Origin of the sequence: Bradyrhizobium sp., from assembly GCF_035652035.1 — a bacterium.
GTDB lineage: Bacteria > Pseudomonadota > Alphaproteobacteria > Rhizobiales > Xanthobacteraceae > Bradyrhizobium.
Genome location: NZ_DASREO010000049.1, coordinates 1 through 17,441, shown reverse-complemented (window position 1 = coordinate 17,441; position 17,441 = coordinate 1). Strand labels below are relative to the sequence as shown.

Below are 17,441 nucleotides of genomic sequence, written 5' to 3'. Positions count from 1 at the left end.
GCCCATGATCTAGGTCCGGCCCTTGCTATTTGGAAATTAAATAATAAACTGTCATCCAGTGGAAACTCGAATGGATTACGCCGATGCTGGATCTGGAGCTCCTGCGCAGTTTTGTGTCCGTGGTGGACGCCGGCGGCTTCACCCGTGCCAGCGAGCGCGTCCATCGCACCCAATCCACCGTCAGCCAGCAGATCAAGCGACTGGAAGACGATGTCGGCCAGACGCTTTTCAACCGCAACGGCAAGGATGTGACGCTGACCGAAGCCGGCGAGCGGCTGCTCTCCTACGCACGGCGGCTACTGGCGCTGGAAGAAGAGGCTCGCGACGTCGTGGCGCGGCCGGGCAAAGAAGGCGCGGTGCGGCTCGGTGTGCCGGAAGATTTCGCCGCCTATCGGCTGGCCAAGCTGCTGGCGTCTTTTTCGCGCTCCCATCCCGGGCTGCGGCTGGATGTGCGCGCCGATCAGAGCCTCAATTTGAAGCGCGATCTCGAGCGCGGCGAACTTGATCTCGCGCTGTTCAAACGCGCGGCCGGCGAAAAGGGCGGCATCGCGGTGTGGCCGGAACGCGTGCACTGGGTCACCAGCAGGAGCCATCCGATCGATGCAAAAGCTGGCTCTGTGCCGCTGATCGGTTTTCCCCTCGGCTGTCTTTATCGCGCGAGCGCTATCCACGCCATTGAGAGCGCTGGCCGCGCCTGGCACATGGCCTACTCGAGTTCGAGCCTTGCCGGCATTCAGGCGGCGATCGCCGCCGGCATGGGTCTTGGGATTCTCTCGGAGATGTCGATCCAGGCCGATCATCGCGTGCTGACCGCCAAGGACGGCTTTTCCCCGATCGACCGCACTGAAGTGGCGCTGGTGGCGTCGCCCGATGCGAGCCCCGCAACGCTGCGGCTTGCCGAACGGCTCGCCGAATTTTGCGAGAGCGTGCAGGCGAAAGCGGCTTAGCTTTTTATCCCTCCCCCGGGGAGGGATAAAGAAACCGCAAGCGCCTTGCGATCTGATTCACATTTCAAACAGCGCGCCGTCATTGCGAGCGCAAGCGAAGCAATCCAGTCTTCATTCGTTTTGCTGGATTGATTCGTCGCGTTCGCTCCTCGCAATGACGAAGCTTGCAGACACGCCTTCGCATTCTCACGGCGCGACAAGCGCCTGAGCTTTACCTTGACATCGTCCCTCGAATGAAGAGGGCGCAGGGAATGCCGGGCGCCTGACGCACCCGCAGCCTCGCGTGCAAATGAAAAAAGCACGCAAGCGTAGTCACCACAGGTTCGCCGAAACACTCCGGCATTCCCTGCGCGATGAGTTTACGGTTTGCTTCGTGCTCTCTCTGGTGATCGGCTTTCTTGTCACCATCCCCAGTGTAATGCGTCAGCATTGTCACCGGGTTGACGCCAGCGTCGAGGCGCCAAGACCACACGACTTCGCCGTCCGCAAACCGCATCGCTCGTCGGGCGATACAATCTGCGGCCATCGCATCCCGCGCTCCACGGTCGTGACGACGCGTCCGCCCCTCCTCAGTGAGCGCGAGACGCACGAAGAGCTAGCGGTGATTTGCCCGACGGGGCAAGCGGAAATTCTGCATGACATCCGCAAGCCGCTTCGCGGGCGAAAGCCGGCCTGGCTATTGCTTGAGCTGCCTGATCATCTGATCGAGACGCTCGATCGTGACGAGTTTTTGCAGCTTTGCTTCCTTGTCGAAGTAGAAAATCTCTATTCCATCGACATGAATGGATTTGTTCGTCGCCTTGATTGTTCCATCGGGCGTGCGGAGGTCCCCCTTCTGGGTGCCGGTCAAGACGAACCGCACCGTCGCGACGTCGCCTTGCCATCAAAGGTGCCGCGGGCAAGCGTCTGACGTATCGTCAACCTCACAAAGCCTGATTTCAAACGGCTGGCGCGGCGCTTCATTCGTAGGCGCAATAGAAATATCCGCCCAAAAAACCAAAACTGAAATTTGTGAAATACTGGCGGACTCGTTGATTCTGACTCGACTTTAGCGCGAATCGGCTCACCATTCGATTCGCGGCCCCCACCCGCCTGTCTAATCGCAAGGCAACGAGCGGAAGGACAAGCCGCAATCTCCTGCCCGGCCCGACCTTCAGCCATAGGCGTGAAGTGAGGATACCCGGGAGCGAACAGGGGCCATCAGGGACGTTTCTAGACCGTCAATGATGGGCCGAAATTCCAGTCAATGGCCGGTTACTCGCCATTGTCGCTGGGCGCTAATCGCAACCCACAGGGCTGCGCCGGCGTGGCCTGAAGGGCTTTCAAAATGAAACCCCGACGGTCCACTACTATCATCATCAAAGTGAATGTTGCTTCTTGCCTGTTTGGTATAGCCGCAATCATCACCGCGCTGATTAGATAACGGGGGGCGGGGGTTCGCTTTGTGGACTTCCGCTTCTTCGTTTTCTTTTTCGGTTTGTCTTTTAGCGGCTTATGCGGCGTCTTTAGTCCGCCACGCAGCGCGGCCTCAAACCGCTCTTGGGCTTCTTTCTCGTCGTAAAGGTCAGGTCTCTTACTCATGACTGACAAAGAACCTTCTGCCCTCGCTAAGGCCCTCGCCCGCGCTCTTGCGGTGAACGATGACGGCGATAATTGGTCTTGGGACAGACGCTATAACCCCGGTGTGCTGATGCACATGCACGCCTTGGGAGTCGTAGCTGCAAACTATAACAGCCTAGAAGCCGAATTGCGATTTCTCCTAAATTCATTCATGGGGAAGCAAATGACCTCATCGAATGCTGGCAATTATCTCTTTGAGAGGCTGAGTAACGCCGAAAGAATGGACCTGTTGAAGCGGCTCTATCGCGAACAAGTTGGAGGCACAGATCTAGCAGATAGATTGGACTGGTTCGTAAAGGGCTTTGGCATCTGCGCTGAAAACAGAAATATCTTGATGCACTCAGAGCCACACGGACGAACTACTAATGCACTCCAGATCATTTCCGGGCTTGAACTCAGAAAGGCGTCCAAAAGCAATCCGGGGGTTCACAACTTCATTTCTTTGAAATTGGAAGAATTACGCAAAGTCGCGGATGACATCGACGCTTTCGCATCATTCGGCTTCGATTTGAGCATTTATCAAATCGCCAGAGAGCTAGGTGGAGTTATCCGGCTGGCGACGAGGGAGATTCGGCCAACATTGCCAGATAACCCCCCTGAACCAGTTCATCTGACGCTCTCACCTCAGAGAGACGCCAAAGACAATCCACCCCGGCTCGGATCATCTGAGGGGTAATTTCGGGCGTAGCCAGAGCCTTGCCGCCCCGCTTCCCCGATCCGAAAGTATAAGCCCGCCCCCCTGACGAAGGTCGAATGACGACACCGGGCTTTCGGGTCGCAAGCCGCGCCTGAATCGGTATGCTGCTCGTCAACAAGTAGTTTCGGATTTCACCCTCGGCCGAACCGCCCCGGCGAGGGTGAAGAAACGGACGCTCGTGCGGCTCGCGCCGGGCGGTTCCAAGCATGATCGACAGCATCTCGGCACCCTTTATCCGCTTTCCGATCGGCACGTCGTTGCTGATGGCGGGCATCCTGTTCATCGGTCTCGTCTCCTATCCGCTGCTGCCCGTCGCGCCGCTGCCGCAGGTCGATTTCCCGACCATCCAGATCAACGCGTCCCTGCCGGGCGCGAGCCCGGAAACCATGGCCTCGTCGGTGGCGCAGCCGCTGGAACGGCAGTTCGCGCAGATACCCGGCATCGCGCAAATGACCTCGACGAGTTCGCTCGGGTCGACCGCGGTGACGATCCAGTTCGACCTCAACCGCAACATCGACGCCGCTGCCAACGACATCCTCGGCGCGATCAATGCCGCGAGCGGTCAGCTGCCCAAGAACCTGCCGTCGCCTCCGACCTATCGCAAGGTCAACCCGTCCGACGCGCCGATCATGCTGCTCTCGGCGACATCGGACACGGTGCCGCTGACCCAGCTGAGCGACGCGATCGACGTCCAGCTCGGACAGCAGATCAGCCAGATCTCAGGCGTAGCGCAAGTGTTCATCGGCGGTCAGCAGAAGCCGTCGATCCGGATTCAGCTCGATCCCGCCAAGCTGGTCGCCAAGGGTCTGTCGCTTGAGGACGTGCGTCCCCAGATCGCGAACGCGACCGTCGACAGTCCGAAGGGCAACATCGACGGACCGAAGCAGGCCTATACGATCTACGCCAACGACCAGCTGCTCGACGCCGACAAGTGGAACGACGTCATCATCGCTTACAACAACGGCGCGCCATTGCGGATTCGCGATATCGGCAAGGCCATCGCGGGGCCCGAGGACATGAAACAGGCCGCCTGGGCGGACGGCAAGCGCGGCGTGTTCCTCGTCATCTTCAAGCAGCCCGGCGCCAACGTCATCGATACCGTCGACAAGATCAAGGCGCAGCTTCCGCGCTTGGTGGCGGGGATACCGCCCGCGATCAAGATCAAGATCATCAGCGACCGCACGCTGACGATCCGCGCCGCGGTCGAAGACGTGCAAATCACGCTGCTGATTACGATCTTCCTCGTCATCATGGTGATCTTCATCTTCCTGCGCAGCTTCTGGGCGACCGTCATTCCCGCGGTCACTGTGCCCTTAGCGCTGCTCGGCGCCTGCGCGCTGATGTGGGTGTTCGGCTACACGCTCGACAATCTGTCGCTGATGGCGCTGACGATTGCGGTCGGTTTCGTGGTCGACGACGCCATCGTGATGCTGGAAAACATCACCCGCTACGTCGAGCATGGTGAAAAGCCGCTCGCTGCGGCATTCAAGGGCGCAAGCGAGATCGGCTTCACCATCGTCTCGATCAGCGTGTCGCTGGTCGCAGTCCTGATCCCGCTGCTGCTGATGGGGGGCGTCATCGGTCGGCTGTTCCGCGAATTCGCGGTGACGCTGGCGATGGCGATCTTCGTGTCGATGCTGGTATCGCTGACGTTGACGCCGATGATGGCCTCGCGCTTTCTGCGCGCCCACAGCGAGGTCAGGCACGGGCGGTTCTACCAGTGGAGCGAGCGCCTGTTCGACAGGATGCTGCGTTCCTACGAGCGCGCGCTCGATCTCGCGCTCGACTGGAGCAAGACGACCCTTGTCATCTTCTTCATCACGGTAGGGCTTTCCGTCTACCTCTTCACGATCATTCCGAAAGGCTTTTTCCCGCAACAGGACAATGGCTTCCTGACCGGGGTTTCCCAGGCCTCGCAGGACATCTCCTTTGAGGCGATGAAGCAGCACCAGGAGGAGTTCAACAATATCGTCCAGGCCGATCCCGCCGTCGATGGCATCGCGATGTTCATCGGCGGCGGCGGCACGGCGCTCAATTCGGGACGGCTCTACATCACGCTCAAGCCGCACGACGAGCGCGACGCCAACGCCGATCAGATCATCGCGCGGCTGAGGCCGAAGCTTGCCAAGGTCGTGGGCGCAACGCTCTACATGCAGGCGACGCAAGACGTGCGTCTCGGCGGCCGCGCCACGCGAACGCAGTTCGAATTCACGCTTCAGGACGCCAACCTCGACGAGTTGAACGAATGGGCGCCGAAAATCCTGGCCAAGATGCAGACCCTGCCGGAATTGCGCGATGTCGCAACCGACCAGCAGACCGAGGGAACGACCCTGCAACTGGACATCAACCGCGACAACGCCTCGCGCTACGGCATCACTCCGCAACTGATCGACGACACGCTCTACGATGCCTTCGGCCAGCGTCAGGTCACGCAATATTTCACCCAGCTCAACACCTATCACGTGATCGAGGAAATCCTGCCCGAGTTGCAGGGCAGGATCGACACGCTGGACAAGATCTATATCCGCTCCCCGACCACCAATGCGCAGGTGCCGCTATCGGTCTTCTGCAAATGGACCAGCGTGCCGGTGCGGCCACTTGCCATCGCCCACCAGGGACAGTTTCCCGCCGTCACCATCAGCTTCAATCTCGGCGAAGGCGTTGCGCTCGGACAAGCGACCAACGCCGTGCAGGCCGCGATGGCGACAATGGGCGCGCCGGCGACGCTGAGCTCGAGCTTCCAGGGAACGGCGCAGGCATTCCAGCAGTCGCTCGGCACCGTGCCGCTCCTGATCCTCGCCGCGCTGGTGGTGGTCTACCTGATCCTTGGCATTCTCTATGAGAGCTACATCCATCCGCTGACGATTCTGTCGACACTGCCGTCGGCCGGCGTCGGCGCACTGATGATCCTGATGGCCTTCGGCTTCGATTTCAGCCTGATTGCGCTCATCGGCATCATTCTCCTGATCGGCATCGTCAAGAAGAACGGCATCATGATGGTCGACTTCGCGATTGCCGCGGAACGGGACCAGCATCTCACGCCGCAGCAGTCGATCCGGCAGGCCGCGCTTCTGCGTTTTCGTCCGATCATGATGACCACGATGGCGGCGCTGCTCGGCGGCGTCCCGTTGATGCTCGGCACCGGCACCGGATCGGAGATCCGTCAGCCGCTTGGCTACGCCATGGTCGGCGGCCTGCTGGTCAGCCAGGCCCTCACATTATTCACGACGCCGGTGGTCTATCTCTATCTCGATACGTTCTCCAACGCACTGTTGCGCTGGACTCGGATCAAGAGACCCGACGACTCCGGAGAATCAGATGACATCGAGCACGCTGCGGAATGACCGCGCTATGCGCCGCGGCGTCCACTCGGCAGGAACTGGGCGAAAACGCTCCTGATCCGCGCTCGCGGCGTTAGCTCGCCTGACTGCCTTTGCTCCGATTGAAGATCCGCATCGACGTCGACGCCGGACGCACGACCCGTGATCAAGTCCTTTGTAAGGAAGCGCACGTCAGGAATGGCTACGCCGAGCCACGACGTCGGGAGGGTTGTGGTAAATTCGCGGTAGCTTTCGTCCGGACCGAGAAAAACATGGCTAACGAACAGCAACACCGCCAGCGTCGGCACCGCAATGGCCGTCTCTTTCGCAATGGTCATCTTTTTTACGCCTCCAGCAGCGGTTGCATGATGGAGCACGCGCCATAAACACCGGCCTAAGCGCAGCGCGCGATATCCGGCAGCGGTTACCCGCCGGTTAGCAGACAGAGCAAATTTTCGATGACCGGCGAGATCGGTGCCGGGCAGCCATGCGTTTGCGCTCAAGCCAAACCGCGCTACCCTGTCCGCAACAAAGCAAGAGGAAGCGCCAATCGTGTACGACTACATTATCGTGGGCGGCGGCTCGGCAGGATCCGTGCTGGCTCACCGGCTCTCCGCAAGGAGCGCCAACAAGGTCCTGCTTTGCGAGGCTGGACAGGACACGCCGCCGGGCGAGGAGCCGGCCGAGATCAGGGACAGCTATCCGGGCACGGCCTATTTTGATCCGCGCTTCCACTGGACCGAGCTCAAGGTCACGACCCAGGTCGTCAGCCACAACAATCCGAAGCAGGATCGTCCTCCCTTGCGCAAATACGAACAGGCGCGCGTGCTCGGCGGCGGCTCGTCGATCAACGGCCAGATGGCCAACCGTGGCGCACCGACCGACTACGATGAATGGGAGGCGCGCGGCGCCAAGGGATGGAATTGGAACGAGGTGCTGCCCTTCTTCAAGAAAGTCGAGCGCGACCTCGATTTCGACGGGCCGTTCCACGGCAAGGACGGCCTGATCCCGGTCCGCCGCATTCCGCAAGAGCACTGGACGCGGCATTCGCAAGCATTCGCGCAAGCCTTCCGGGACGCCGGCCATCAATTCGTCGCCGACCAGAATGGCGAATTTGTCGACGGCTATTTCGCGGTGACGCACGCCAATCAGGCCGAGCAACGCGTCTCGGCCGCGATGGGCTATCTCGATCGCGACACGCGCAAGCGCGCCAACCTCACGATCTCGACCGACACGCAAGTCAGGGAGCTGTTGTTTGAAGGCACGCAATGCGTCGGCGTGAAAGCCGTGGCCGGAGGCCGGAAGCAGGAATTCCGCGGCCGCGAGATCATTCTCTCCAGTGGCGCCATCCATTCGCCGGCCCATCTCTTGCGCGCCGGCATCGGCCCGGTCGGCCACCTCCGTGACATGGGCATTCCCGTTCTTGTCGGACTGGAAGGCGTCGGCCAGCGTCTGATGGATCATCCCTCGATTTCGCTGTCGTCCTTTGTCCGCCGTGGCGCGCGCATGAACGCGCATACGAGGCGGCACATGCAGCTTGGCCTGCGCTATTCGTCCGGACTGTCAGGCGTGCCGAAGGGCGACATGTTTGTCGTCGTGCTCTCCAAATCGGCCTGGCACGCGGTCGGCGAGCAAATCGGCTCGGCGCTGACGTTCGTCAACAAGACCTATTCAGAGACCGGACAAGTCAAGCTTGCCTCACGCGATCCGCAAGCCGAACCGATTGTGGAATTCAACCTGCTGTCCGACCGGCGCGACCTCGATCGCCTGATGAGCGGTTTCCGCAAGATGGCGGCGATGCAAATGAGCGAGGCCGTCAAAGCGGTGACGGACAAGCCGTTCCCAGCCGCCTATACCGACCGCGTGCGCAAGATCGGCATCGTCAACACGAAGAACAAGATCCTGACGAAAATCGCCGCGGCGTTGATGGACGGACCGGCGGCGCTGCGTCACTACATGATCGACAATTTCGTGGTCGAAGGTTTTACCTTCGATGACGTGATGAACGATGACGAGGCGCTGGAAGCTTTTGTGCGCAAGTCGACCATCGGCGTGTGGCACGCCTCGTGTTCATGCCGCATGGGCCGGAGCGACGATCCGCTTGCGGTGGTCGATCACGAGGGCCGCGTCAAAGGTGTCCAGGGTTTGCGGGTGGTCGACGCCTCGATCTTTCCGGTGGTGCCGTGCGCCAACACGAATTTTCCGGTGCTGATGTCGGCGGAGAAAATCGCAGCAAGCATGCAGTGATTCCAGGCGATCCGCCGCGGGACGATTGGGGCAACTGCCCGAATAAATTCAAGAGGTTGCCGGATTGAGGTCGCATTGTGACCTTGGTCGGGTTCGATGGTGCGACTCAGGTTGTGGGGCGCAACACCGGAGTTTCCATGTCCGGCCATTGGCGCTTTCGCGTTGCGGCTTTTCTTCTCCTTGCAGCGGGTCTTGCGACTTCGTCTGCGCAGTCGAACCCCCTGGAAGACCTGCTCAACCCCGCTCCCAAGGAAGCCCCCGCCCCCGCCGCGCCAGCTCCCGTCAAAGAGGCGTGCTTGTCGCAACCCGGCGGTTCGTCGGCGCCCGGCCGGCACTGGTTCTATCGCCTCGATGGTCACCGCAAATGCTGGTACCAGGGGGCCGAGACGAGGGCCTCGGCGAACAGGCAGGCGCATCGTCACGCCGTGAGGCAGACTGCCAGCGTGGCTGACGAAGATGAGCCGGCACCGCGCAAGAAGACGGTTGCGGACGCGCGGGCACAGATGCTCGCCGCCGCACCGGCGGACGCCGCTCAGCCGGCGCCATCCGCGACCGCGACGACCGCGTCCGCTGACCAGGCCCCGACGCGCGTGGTCACCTCGCCGGTCGTCGTCGAGCCGCCAATCCATCAGGTCACGCCCGAGCGGGCCGCGCCACGCTCGGTCGACGTCGAAATGCTTCTGGCGGATTCTTCGCTTGCCAAGGACACGGATCCCTCCTCCGCGCCCGCGGCGGCTTCCGCCGCACCTTCTGTCGCGGAAACCGGCGATGGCCGGTGGGAAACGATGGCAACCCATGCGGGGATGGCGCTGATCACGCTGGGTTTCGTATTCCTGATCGGATCGCTGCTCGTCAGCCGATTCCGTGAACCGAGAGTGGTGTCGAGCGCCTCGTTTCTAAGTCGCTGATCGCGATATCGCGGCAGCCCTGCAGGCTGCTACTCCAACTTCAATCCGACGGCCTTGATGATGGGGCCAAAGCGGTCGATATCGGATGCGATCAGCCGCCGCAGCGGCTCTGCGCCGATCTGGTCGGCTTGGGGAACATCCGCCGCGAGGTCGGCAAAGCGCTGCCGCAGGTCAGGGTCGGCGAGCGCAGTCTCGAGCGAGGTTTCAAGGCGTTGGAGCACCGGCTTCGGCGTAGCAGCGGGCGCGGCGATCGCGTTCCAAACCGTGAGGTCGAACGCGGGCACGCCGGCCTCCGTGAAGGTCGGCACATCGGGAATCTGCGCCAAGCGGCCGGACGCCGAGGTCGCGATCGCCGTGACGTTGCCGCCTGTATGCATCGGAATCATGGTGACGGTCTGATCGATCACGGCATCGATCGTGCCGGCGACGAGATCGTTGATCGCGGGGCCGGAGCCCCGGTACGGGATGTCATGGGCCTGCGTGCCCGTGACATGCAGGAATGTGATCGCGGCAAGATGGCTGGTCGTGCCCGGACCCGCATGGCCGAAATTGAGCGCACCGGGCTTTGCCTTCATCGCCGCGATCAGCTCTGCGACATCGCGTATGCCGCTCTTCTTGCTCACGGACAGCACCATGGGCACGATCGCGACGAGACCTACGGATGCGAGGTCCTTGCGCGGATCGAAGCCGAGGTTCGGGAACAGCCAGAAATTCGCGGCGAGCGAACCCATGTTGCCGAAGATCAGCGTGTAACCGTCGGGATCGGAGCGAACCACGCGCCGCGTTCCGACCGTGGCGCCGCCGCCGGTCACGTTCTCGACCACGACGGATTGGCCGAGGTCTTCGCCCATGTGCTTCGCCACGATTCGCGCCAGCACGTCCGTGGTGCCGCCGGCTGCGGCCGCGACGACGAGTGTGATCGGACGGTTCGGAAAGGTTTCCGCGGCCGCGCCGTGCGCGAACAGGAGAACTGCTGCGATTATGCCGATCACGGACCTCATCGTCGTCTCCTCGGATAATTACTTTTTCTCGCCCATGGTGACGTAGGCCCACAGTGCTTCGATGTCGTCGCGTTTGAGCAGGTCGCCCCATGGCGGCATCTGGTTCTTGCCGTTGGTCACTGACCGCACGAAGCGATCGTGCTCGTCGGGCGGAAACTTGCGCAGGTCGAACGCGCTTTCCGGGTCCTGCATCCGCGGTCCATGACACGGCGAGCAGTTGCGCGCGAAGATGTCGGCGCCCTTTGCGATCTGTTCCGGCGGAAAGCTCTTGTCTTGCGCGGCGGCCGTCGCACACCACAATGCAACGGCCGCGAGGCCTATCGCCCTCGTCAGTCCTTTCATGCGTGGCACTTCACTCCGGCATCAGCGCAAAGGTCCACACCGAGCCGCCGGGCGGCACGTTCTTGAACGCCTCGCGCGCCTGGTTTGCGTAGACGCCGCCGAGGCCCGACAAGACAGTTACATATTGCTTACCCTTATAGGTGTAGGTGATCGGCTGCGCGTTGATGCCGGAGCCGGTCTGGAATTGCCACAGCGTCTTGCCGTTCTCGGCGTCGATCGCAATGAACTCGCCGGTCTCCTTGCCGGTGAACAGCAAGCCGCCGCCGGTCGCGACGATCGCCGACCATTGCGGATGGTCCCACAGCGGCGCGCGCCACACCTGCTTGGCCGTCAGCGGATCGATCGCATCGACATGGCCGATCGGTTCGCCCTCGGGCTGCTTGGCCGGGAGATTCTCGATGAACTGGTAGCGCTGCCCCGGCACGTACGGCCCGATCGGCAACGCCTTGAACAACCGCGCCGAATGCATGGTGTTCGCATAAAGCAAACCGGTCTCGGGGTTGAACGCGGCGTGCGGCCAGTTCTTGGCGCCGCGCTGCGTCGGCCAGATTTCGACCTGCTCGCCGGCGCGCAGTTTTCTGGCGATGTCGGTTTCGATCGGGCGTCCGGTTTTCATGTCGACGCCGCTCGCCCAGTTCACCCGCTCGAACGGCTTTGCGGAAATCAACTGGCCGCTGGCGCGATCGATCACGTACAGGAAGCCGTTGCGGTTCATCTGCATCAGCACCTTGCGCTTGGCGCCATCGACATTGAGCTCGCCCAAAATCATTTCCCAGTTGCCGTCGTAATCGTACTGGTCGTTGGGCGTGAACTGATAATGCCAGACGATCTCGCCGGTCTTCGGCCGCAGCGCCAGCACGGACGCCGTGTAGAGATTGTCGCCGGGCCGCGATTGCGAGGCCCAGGGCGCCGGATTGCCAACGCCCCAATAGGTCAGGTCGAGATCAGGATCATAGGAGCCGGTGATCCAGCTCGAGCCGCCGCCGGTCTTCCAAGCATCCGTGTCCTGCGGCCACGTCTCGTTGCCGGGTTCGCCGCGCGCCGGAATCGTGTAGCGGCGCCACAGATGCTTGCCGGTTTCTACATCCCAGCCGTCGATGAAACCTCTGATACCGAACTCCGCGCCGGAGATGCCGGTGATCAACACGTTGTCGGCGATCAGCGGCGCGACCGTCATGGAGTAGCCTTCCTTCCATTCGGCCGCCTTCGAATTCCAGATCTCCTTGCCAGTCTTCATGTCGAGCGCGATGACATGGGCGTCGAGCGTGGTGCGATAGAGCTTGCCGTTGAGGATCGCGGCGCCCTTGTTGGAGACGCCGCAGCACACGACGCGTGGCGTTTCCGGCACCCAGTCGACCGGCGTTTTCCAGATCTGCCGGCCGGTGCCGACGTCGATCGCGACCGTCGCTTTCGCATTGGTGACATACATCACCCCGTCGAGCACCAGCGGCTGCGCCTGCTCGCCCCAGGGGTTGTCGAGGCTGAGGTTCCAGACCGGCACCAGGCGCTTGACCGTCGTCTTGTCGATCTGCTTCAGCGGGCTATAGCGGTTGAGGCTGTAGCCCATGCCGTAGGTCAGCACGTTGTCGGGATTCTTGCCGTCGTTCTTGAGATCGTCGAGCGTCTGCGCCGATGCGCCGCCTGCAAGCATACCCATCACGGCCGCAGCCATTATCGCCTTCATGACCATTCCTCCCGCCTCGCGCGGCCTTTGTCCGGCGTCGCATTGCCGAGAAGGTTAGCGCAACGCCATTGCCTGTCGAGGGCGATGTCCGTCCGGATTTCTCGCATAGCCATGCACTGGGCGCATTGTGTCCGGTGGCCTGCCCAACGAATGAACTTTTGCGGCGCGGGGCGCGACAAACAGCCGAGGTGGTCCATGCCGATCGTCAGAATCCTCCTGATCCTGCTCGCGCTCGCAACGCCAGCGTTCGCGCATGATGGCGTGCGGGATGCAGCCGTCGCGCGCGAGGCCGCGCAGGCGTTCAAGCTTTACGTCGATGAGGTGACGCAAGAGCACGGGCGGCCCGACCTGAAGCGGCCGGCTGTTGCCTCGATGCTCGGCCGCATTTTCGATCTGGACGCGCTCGATGCGCTGCCACCGGCGCAGGCGAGCGATATGTCCTGGCTGCTCGATTGGGGTGATGCCGCAAACGCGACCAGCAAATTGTTCACCCGCTACGGCTCGAAGCCGGGACCGCAGCCGGATCTGGAAGCGCTCCAGCGCAACATGAGCGCGTACGAGGACGAGTATGCGACGGCGATGAACTTCATGATCCGCGTCCTGGCGCGCGAGGCGGTTGCGGCCGAGCTGTTCAGGGCGACGCTGAGGCCGGAGGATCTCACACGCGTGCGCGAGGAAGGATTTTCAGGCCTGCGCCGCTCGGCCGCCGAGTTCATCCTCACCGCCATCTGCTCGGTGATCGAGAGCGGCGGCAAGGCGGAAAACGCCCGTCTGGTGGCCGCCGCCATCCGCGACACGCGCGACGTCTGGGCAGGCTTTTTCTTCGCCCAGGATCGCTCCCGCGTCATCGAATACATCGCCGCGCACGACAAGCGCATGCCGGATCAGACGGCGCGAACCGATCTCGCCGCCTTCACCGCCGCGCTTCAGGCGATGGATTGACTGGGGCCTGTCCTCATAAGATCGACGATGTTCGGTTCTGAGGCCAAACGGACGTTCGCTCCCTTCCCCGAAAATACAGCGATTGACCCCAACTGCGACCCTTAGGACGAAACATTCGTGCTATAATTTGCAGCGGTGGCCGTGGTGCGTCTGGACCCAAGCGGGCACCGTGGGATGGAAAAACGAATTAGGATTTGAACGCCGCTCACCCAGCGAGGAGACAGCTATGGAGCGTGCGGAGCGCTTGGCCAATCTGCTGACATTGTCCTACGAACCGATGCTCGCGTGGCGACTGGATGGATCGATCGAATTCTGGAACGCAGGGGCCGAGCGGCTGTATGGGTTTACGCAGAGCGAAGCGGTCGGTAGCGACAGCCACGCGCTGCTGCAGACTAAGTTTCCAGTCGATTTGGCTCACTTGCGCTCGCAGCTTCGCGATGGAGGGTACTGGTCGGGTGAGCTGCGTCACGTCCGCAAAGATGGAAGCGTGGTCATCGTCGAGAGCCGCATGCAGTTGTTCAGTGACGGCGTCGTACTCGAAGCAAATCGCGATATTACTGAACGTAGAGGGATCGAGATTGCGCTTGGAGAAAGTGAACAGAACTGGCGCTGGCTGGGATCCATAATCGAGTCCAGCGACGACGCAATTGTAAGCAAAAATCTCGATGGGATTATCAGAAGCTGGAACAGAGGTGCCGAGCGCATCTTCGGCTACTCGGCCCGCGAAGCGATCGGCCAGCCCATTACACTTGTAATCCCAGCGGACCGGCAAAGCGAAGAACGTGAAATCCTAACGCGCATCAGACGAGGTGAGCGCATCGATCACTTTGAGACTGTTCGGCAAGATAAGCATGGCCGCCTCATTGTGGTTTCGCTGACCGTTTCTCCGGTCAAAGATGCCGATGGCAGAATCGTTGGTGCATCAAAGATCGCGAGAGATGTTACTGAGCAGAAGAGAAATCAGGAGCTGATCGCAACGTTGGCACGGGAGGCCGAGCACCGAAGCAAGAACTTACTTGCGACCGTGCTAGCGACGGTCAATCGTTCTCAATCAAGCTCAGTTGAGGGTCTCAAACAGGCGATCATTGGGCGCATCAGGGCACTTGCGAACGTTTGCTCACTCTTTGTCGCGACACGCTGGATCGGTGCTGAGCTGTCGGCGATCGCGACACAGGAATTAGCTCCATATTCCGAAATGGATGGGAAGCGAGTTCTCATAGAAGGACCGCAAATCTTGTTAGACCCCGGCATCGCTCAAGCGATTGCCATAACATTGCACGAGTTGGCCACTAACGCCGCGAAGTACGGTGGTTTGTCCCAGCCCAACGGCCAAGTCCATCTTGAGTGGTCGCAGGCCGCTGACGGTCAATTACTTCTACGCTGGACCGAAGCGGGTGGTCCGGCCGTACAGGAACCTGCGCGAAAGGGCGTCGGAGTCGGTACTATCGAAGGCTTGATCAGCCAGATCAAAGGGACAACTCGCTTTGACTGGCGCAAAGACGGACTCACCTGTGAGATTACATTTCGGGTCTGAGGTCGCACAAATCTCGACGGATAAGCGAAGTGGGTCGTGGTTGTTAATTGGCGCCGGCGGCAGCTACTGGCTCGTCGCTGACGAAATCGATCTCCCACCTAAACGTCGGCATTGAGAGGGGCACCGGACCTCTCCGACCGGCCTAAACTATCAATCAGGACCCGAAGGGGCCTCGGTTCTGCTTTGCTAATCCGCCCCTAAAAGGGGTAGATTTCTGGCCCGTTTCCAGCAGTAGCCTAATTTGAGATTACGGCCTTGGAACCAAGTTCCGGGCTTCGACATATATGGAACTGTAAAGTGCAAACCCTGCGGCATAGGACCCGTAGCACGGAGTGATTTCGATGAAGCGACCTAATTTCCAACCAACTATTTCCTTTCAAGATCGTCTCGCGGCGTTCGCCAAGGAAGCCCGCGAGAAAGCCTCCCAACTCAAACCCGGTCCAGAGCAAGACGCACTTCTCAAAAAAGTCCGTCAGGCGGACATAGCGGCCGAGTTGGCCAACTCTCCTGGATCACAATCCAGCAACTGATCGCCTATGAAGGACATGCGCGAGCGCTTGGAAAAACTCCAAGTGCAGATTGCTGAATGCGAGATGATCCGCGACTTGGCAACCGATTTGAAAAAGCGCGACTTGTTCACTCGGCTTGCCGATCACTTCAAGACGCTCGCAAGCGAGATCGAAGCGGAGATAAGGAATGATCGGCTAAGCCTGTGGCAGTCGGCGAGATAAACGCGCTCGCCTTTTGGCTGACCACCTCAGGGCGGGTCTCTAAGGAAGCGGAGTGGCTACCGAGGTGCCCTTCTTCGCTTGATCCCTCATATCGGCTGCAAGCCTGTCAAGCTGGGTTGCCAGACCGGAAAGGGTCCGGGCAATGTTTGTCAACATGACGGAGCGTTCTTTGGAGACGTTAGGTTGTTGGGCGAGGGATTTGTATTGGCGGGCAAGCTTCTGGCATTCCGTAGGTGTGAGCATTGCAGGTGAGGCTCCCCAAAATGACAGTTTTGATGTCGAAACCCTTAGGAAATGCACCCGGAACAACCCGGTTCCGTACTTCGATTCAAACTATCGTCGAACGGACCGGTATCGCCAGCTGGCCGACGGGCGAGTAGTTGGGCTACGGTCCCAGCGGCGGTTCTGTGGAGGAGCCGACCTGGAAACGCATCTATTCAGGTAGATGAACAAATTCCGCATTGGAGCGTCGTATTGGAATGAAGACAACGCGCGAATGCGGAACTTGGAATGTGCGAGAAGTGCGTCGAGATCGACAAGAAGATCGAACACTACAAGTGGGTAGCAGCCCAAGTGGGCGATAAGCGCACCCTCCAAGGGATCGACGAACTGATCCAGCAACACAAAGCAGAGAAGCGAGCCTTGCATCCCGACCCAGAGTAAGGCCGCCTCAGTTGGCGGCCTCGTCGCCATCCTCTCGAGCGGAGCCGGCATCATCTCGCACCCTCTTCGAGATCGTCCCCGCAGGCAATGTTCAAAAGTGAACTTACTGTCCGCGTTTGACCTTCGGTGTCCTGGTTTCCGGACGGCAGTGCCTGATTAACGTAGGTTAGTTTTTCTGCGGAGTGGCGTAAGCTGGTGCAATTGCTCCCGCCTCTCGTTAGCAGGCAGCCAATTGAACGAACGTCCTCTAGATCACGTGCGGATCGAAAAGCTTTTGACCGCGCTGCGTGAACGGACACCGCGAGAGATCGCCATTGCGACGATGGCCCTCGCAGGTTGCTTCACTCCTGAGATGCGGCGCGCGCTTGAATTGCTAACCACCGAGCGAAGCGCGTCGGATAAGAGGAACGTTTCGTAAGGATGCCTCAGCAGACTATTTCGAGGAGCTCAATGCGAGGCGATTGCTCGGCCCGGCGGCCGCGCGAACGCGCGCGAGGTCTGGGCAGGCTTTTTCTCCGCCCGGGATCGCTCCCGCGTCATCGAATACATGGCCGCGCACGACAAGCGCATGCCGGATCAGACGGCGCGAACCGATCTCGCCGCCTTCACCGCCGCGCTTCAGGCGATGGATTGACTCATAAAGCCGCGATGTCCGGTTCTGGAACGATTGTGTTGAAAAAGTCTTCTGTTGCGCGGGGAGTTGTTCGCTGATTCAGTCCTCATGAGGGGGCTGAATCATGATGGGGCATCAGCAGGTTGAGCAAGCTGCTTTGTTCTATGAGTTCTCGCTCGAGCGCCACGTTCC

Annotated in this window: 14 protein-coding genes; 9 read left to right on the top strand and 5 right to left on the bottom strand. The window is 60.7% G+C overall.

What is annotated here, in order from left to right; translation table 11 throughout:
- Window positions 1–83: 83 nt before the first annotated feature.
- On the top strand, window positions 84–947 hold the full coding sequence (locus VFB05_RS14210; RefSeq protein ID WP_325013357.1) for a LysR family transcriptional regulator: 864 nt from the start codon (window positions 84–86) through the stop codon (window positions 945–947).
- Window positions 948–1,236: 289 nt separating this feature from the next.
- Window positions 1,237–1,857 (top strand): hypothetical protein, encoded by a 621-nt coding sequence (locus VFB05_RS14205; RefSeq protein WP_325013356.1) that lies wholly within the window; start codon window positions 1,237–1,239, stop codon window positions 1,855–1,857.
- 344 nt (window positions 1,858–2,201) lie between these two features.
- On the opposite strand, the gene VFB05_RS14200 is transcribed toward VFB05_RS14205, so the two are convergent.
- Entirely contained in the window at window positions 2,202–2,528 is a 327-nt protein-coding gene (locus VFB05_RS14200; RefSeq protein ID WP_325013355.1) for a hypothetical protein, read from the bottom strand.
- Between VFB05_RS14200 and VFB05_RS14195 the strand changes: the two genes are divergently transcribed.
- Window positions 2,527–3,243, top strand: a complete 717-nt coding sequence (locus VFB05_RS14195; RefSeq protein WP_325013354.1) for a hypothetical protein — start codon at window positions 2,527–2,529, stop codon at window positions 3,241–3,243. The two genes, VFB05_RS14200 and VFB05_RS14195, sit on opposite strands and share 2 nt — an antisense overlap.
- A gap of 227 nt (window positions 3,244–3,470) precedes the next feature.
- A complete protein-coding gene (locus VFB05_RS14190) occupies window positions 3,471–6,608 on the top strand; it encodes a multidrug efflux RND transporter permease subunit (protein ID WP_325013353.1) in 3,138 nt (1,045 codons plus the stop codon).
- Window positions 6,609–6,613: 5 nt separating this feature from the next.
- Here VFB05_RS14190 and VFB05_RS14185 read toward each other — a convergent pair whose 3' ends face one another.
- On the bottom strand, window positions 6,614–7,087 hold the full coding sequence (locus VFB05_RS14185) for a hypothetical protein (RefSeq protein ID WP_325013352.1): 474 nt from the start codon (window positions 7,085–7,087) through the stop codon (window positions 6,614–6,616).
- A 49-nt stretch (window positions 7,088–7,136) separates the two neighbouring features.
- Here VFB05_RS14185 and VFB05_RS14180 point away from each other — a divergent pair, with 49 nt between their 5' ends.
- Both VFB05_RS14180 and VFB05_RS14175 read left to right on the top strand, forming a co-directional pair.
- Window positions 7,137–8,831 carry a GMC family oxidoreductase gene (locus VFB05_RS14180; protein ID WP_325013351.1) on the top strand — a complete coding sequence of 565 codons (1,695 nt, stop codon included), beginning with the start codon at window positions 7,137–7,139 and terminating at the stop codon, window positions 8,829–8,831.
- Between the two features lie 137 nt (window positions 8,832–8,968).
- Window positions 8,969–9,739 carry a hypothetical protein gene (locus tag VFB05_RS14175; protein ID WP_325013350.1) on the top strand — a complete coding sequence of 257 codons (771 nt, stop codon included), beginning with the start codon at window positions 8,969–8,971 and terminating at the stop codon, window positions 9,737–9,739.
- Window positions 9,740–9,768: 29 nt separating this feature from the next.
- On the opposite strand, the gene VFB05_RS14170 is transcribed toward VFB05_RS14175, so the two are convergent.
- The 3 genes from VFB05_RS14170 to VFB05_RS14160 are packed head-to-tail and all read right to left on the bottom strand — an operon-like array spanning window position 9,769 to window position 12,766.
- Window positions 9,769–10,740: a tripartite tricarboxylate transporter substrate binding protein gene (locus tag VFB05_RS14170; RefSeq protein ID WP_325013349.1), complete on the bottom strand. Its 972-nt coding sequence runs from the start codon at window positions 10,738–10,740 to the stop codon at window positions 9,769–9,771.
- An 18-nt stretch (window positions 10,741–10,758) separates the two neighbouring features.
- The gene (locus VFB05_RS14165) at window positions 10,759–11,082 is read right to left on the bottom strand and encodes a cytochrome c (RefSeq protein WP_325013348.1); all 324 of its coding nucleotides are present in this window, start codon (window positions 11,080–11,082) and stop codon (window positions 10,759–10,761) included.
- 10 nt (window positions 11,083–11,092) lie between these two features.
- Complete coding sequence (locus tag VFB05_RS14160; RefSeq protein WP_325013347.1) at window positions 11,093–12,766, bottom strand: PQQ-dependent dehydrogenase, methanol/ethanol family; 1,674 nt, start codon at window positions 12,764–12,766, stop codon at window positions 11,093–11,095.
- Between the two features lie 195 nt (window positions 12,767–12,961).
- Between VFB05_RS14160 and VFB05_RS14155 the strand changes: the two genes are divergently transcribed.
- The 3 genes from VFB05_RS14155 (at window position 12,962) to VFB05_RS14145 (ending at window position 15,973) form a co-directional block, all read left to right on the top strand.
- A complete protein-coding gene (locus tag VFB05_RS14155) occupies window positions 12,962–13,708 on the top strand; it encodes a hypothetical protein (protein ID WP_325013346.1) in 747 nt (248 codons plus the stop codon).
- 226 nt (window positions 13,709–13,934) lie between these two features.
- Window positions 13,935–15,242 (top strand): PAS domain S-box protein, encoded by a 1,308-nt coding sequence (locus VFB05_RS14150; RefSeq protein WP_325013367.1) that lies wholly within the window; start codon window positions 13,935–13,937, stop codon window positions 15,240–15,242.
- Window positions 15,243–15,778: 536 nt separating this feature from the next.
- Complete coding sequence (locus VFB05_RS14145; RefSeq protein WP_325013345.1) at window positions 15,779–15,973, top strand: hypothetical protein; 195 nt, start codon at window positions 15,779–15,781, stop codon at window positions 15,971–15,973.
- The last annotated feature ends 1,468 nt before the right edge of the window (window positions 15,974–17,441 follow it).

What these genes read in the sequence shown, in the direction of transcription:
- VFB05_RS14210 (WP_325013357.1), top strand. Translation starts at nt 84, where the DNA reads ATGCTGGATCTGGAGCTCCTGCGCAGTTTTGTGTCCGTGGTGGACGCC.
- VFB05_RS14205 (WP_325013356.1), top strand. Translation starts at nt 1,237, where the DNA reads ATGAAAAAAGCACGCAAGCGTAGTCACCACAGGTTCGCCGAAACACTC.
- VFB05_RS14195 (WP_325013354.1), top strand. Translation starts at nt 2,527, where the DNA reads ATGACTGACAAAGAACCTTCTGCCCTCGCTAAGGCCCTCGCCCGCGCT.
- VFB05_RS14200 (WP_325013355.1), bottom strand. Translation starts at nt 2,528, where the DNA reads ATGAGTAAGAGACCTGACCTTTACGACGAGAAAGAAGCCCAAGAGCGG.
- VFB05_RS14190 (WP_325013353.1), top strand. Translation starts at nt 3,471, where the DNA reads ATGATCGACAGCATCTCGGCACCCTTTATCCGCTTTCCGATCGGCACG.
- VFB05_RS14175 (WP_325013350.1), top strand. Translation starts at nt 8,969, where the DNA reads ATGTCCGGCCATTGGCGCTTTCGCGTTGCGGCTTTTCTTCTCCTTGCA.
- VFB05_RS14170 (WP_325013349.1), bottom strand. Translation starts at nt 10,740, where the DNA reads ATGAGGTCCGTGATCGGCATAATCGCAGCAGTTCTCCTGTTCGCGCAC.
- VFB05_RS14165 (WP_325013348.1), bottom strand. Translation starts at nt 11,082, where the DNA reads ATGAAAGGACTGACGAGGGCGATAGGCCTCGCGGCCGTTGCATTGTGG.
- VFB05_RS14160 (WP_325013347.1), bottom strand. Translation starts at nt 12,766, where the DNA reads ATGAAGGCGATAATGGCTGCGGCCGTGATGGGTATGCTTGCAGGCGGC.
- VFB05_RS14155 (WP_325013346.1), top strand. Translation starts at nt 12,962, where the DNA reads ATGCCGATCGTCAGAATCCTCCTGATCCTGCTCGCGCTCGCAACGCCA.
- VFB05_RS14150 (WP_325013367.1), top strand. Translation starts at nt 13,935, where the DNA reads ATGGAGCGTGCGGAGCGCTTGGCCAATCTGCTGACATTGTCCTACGAA.
- VFB05_RS14145 (WP_325013345.1), top strand. Translation starts at nt 15,779, where the DNA reads ATGAAGGACATGCGCGAGCGCTTGGAAAAACTCCAAGTGCAGATTGCT.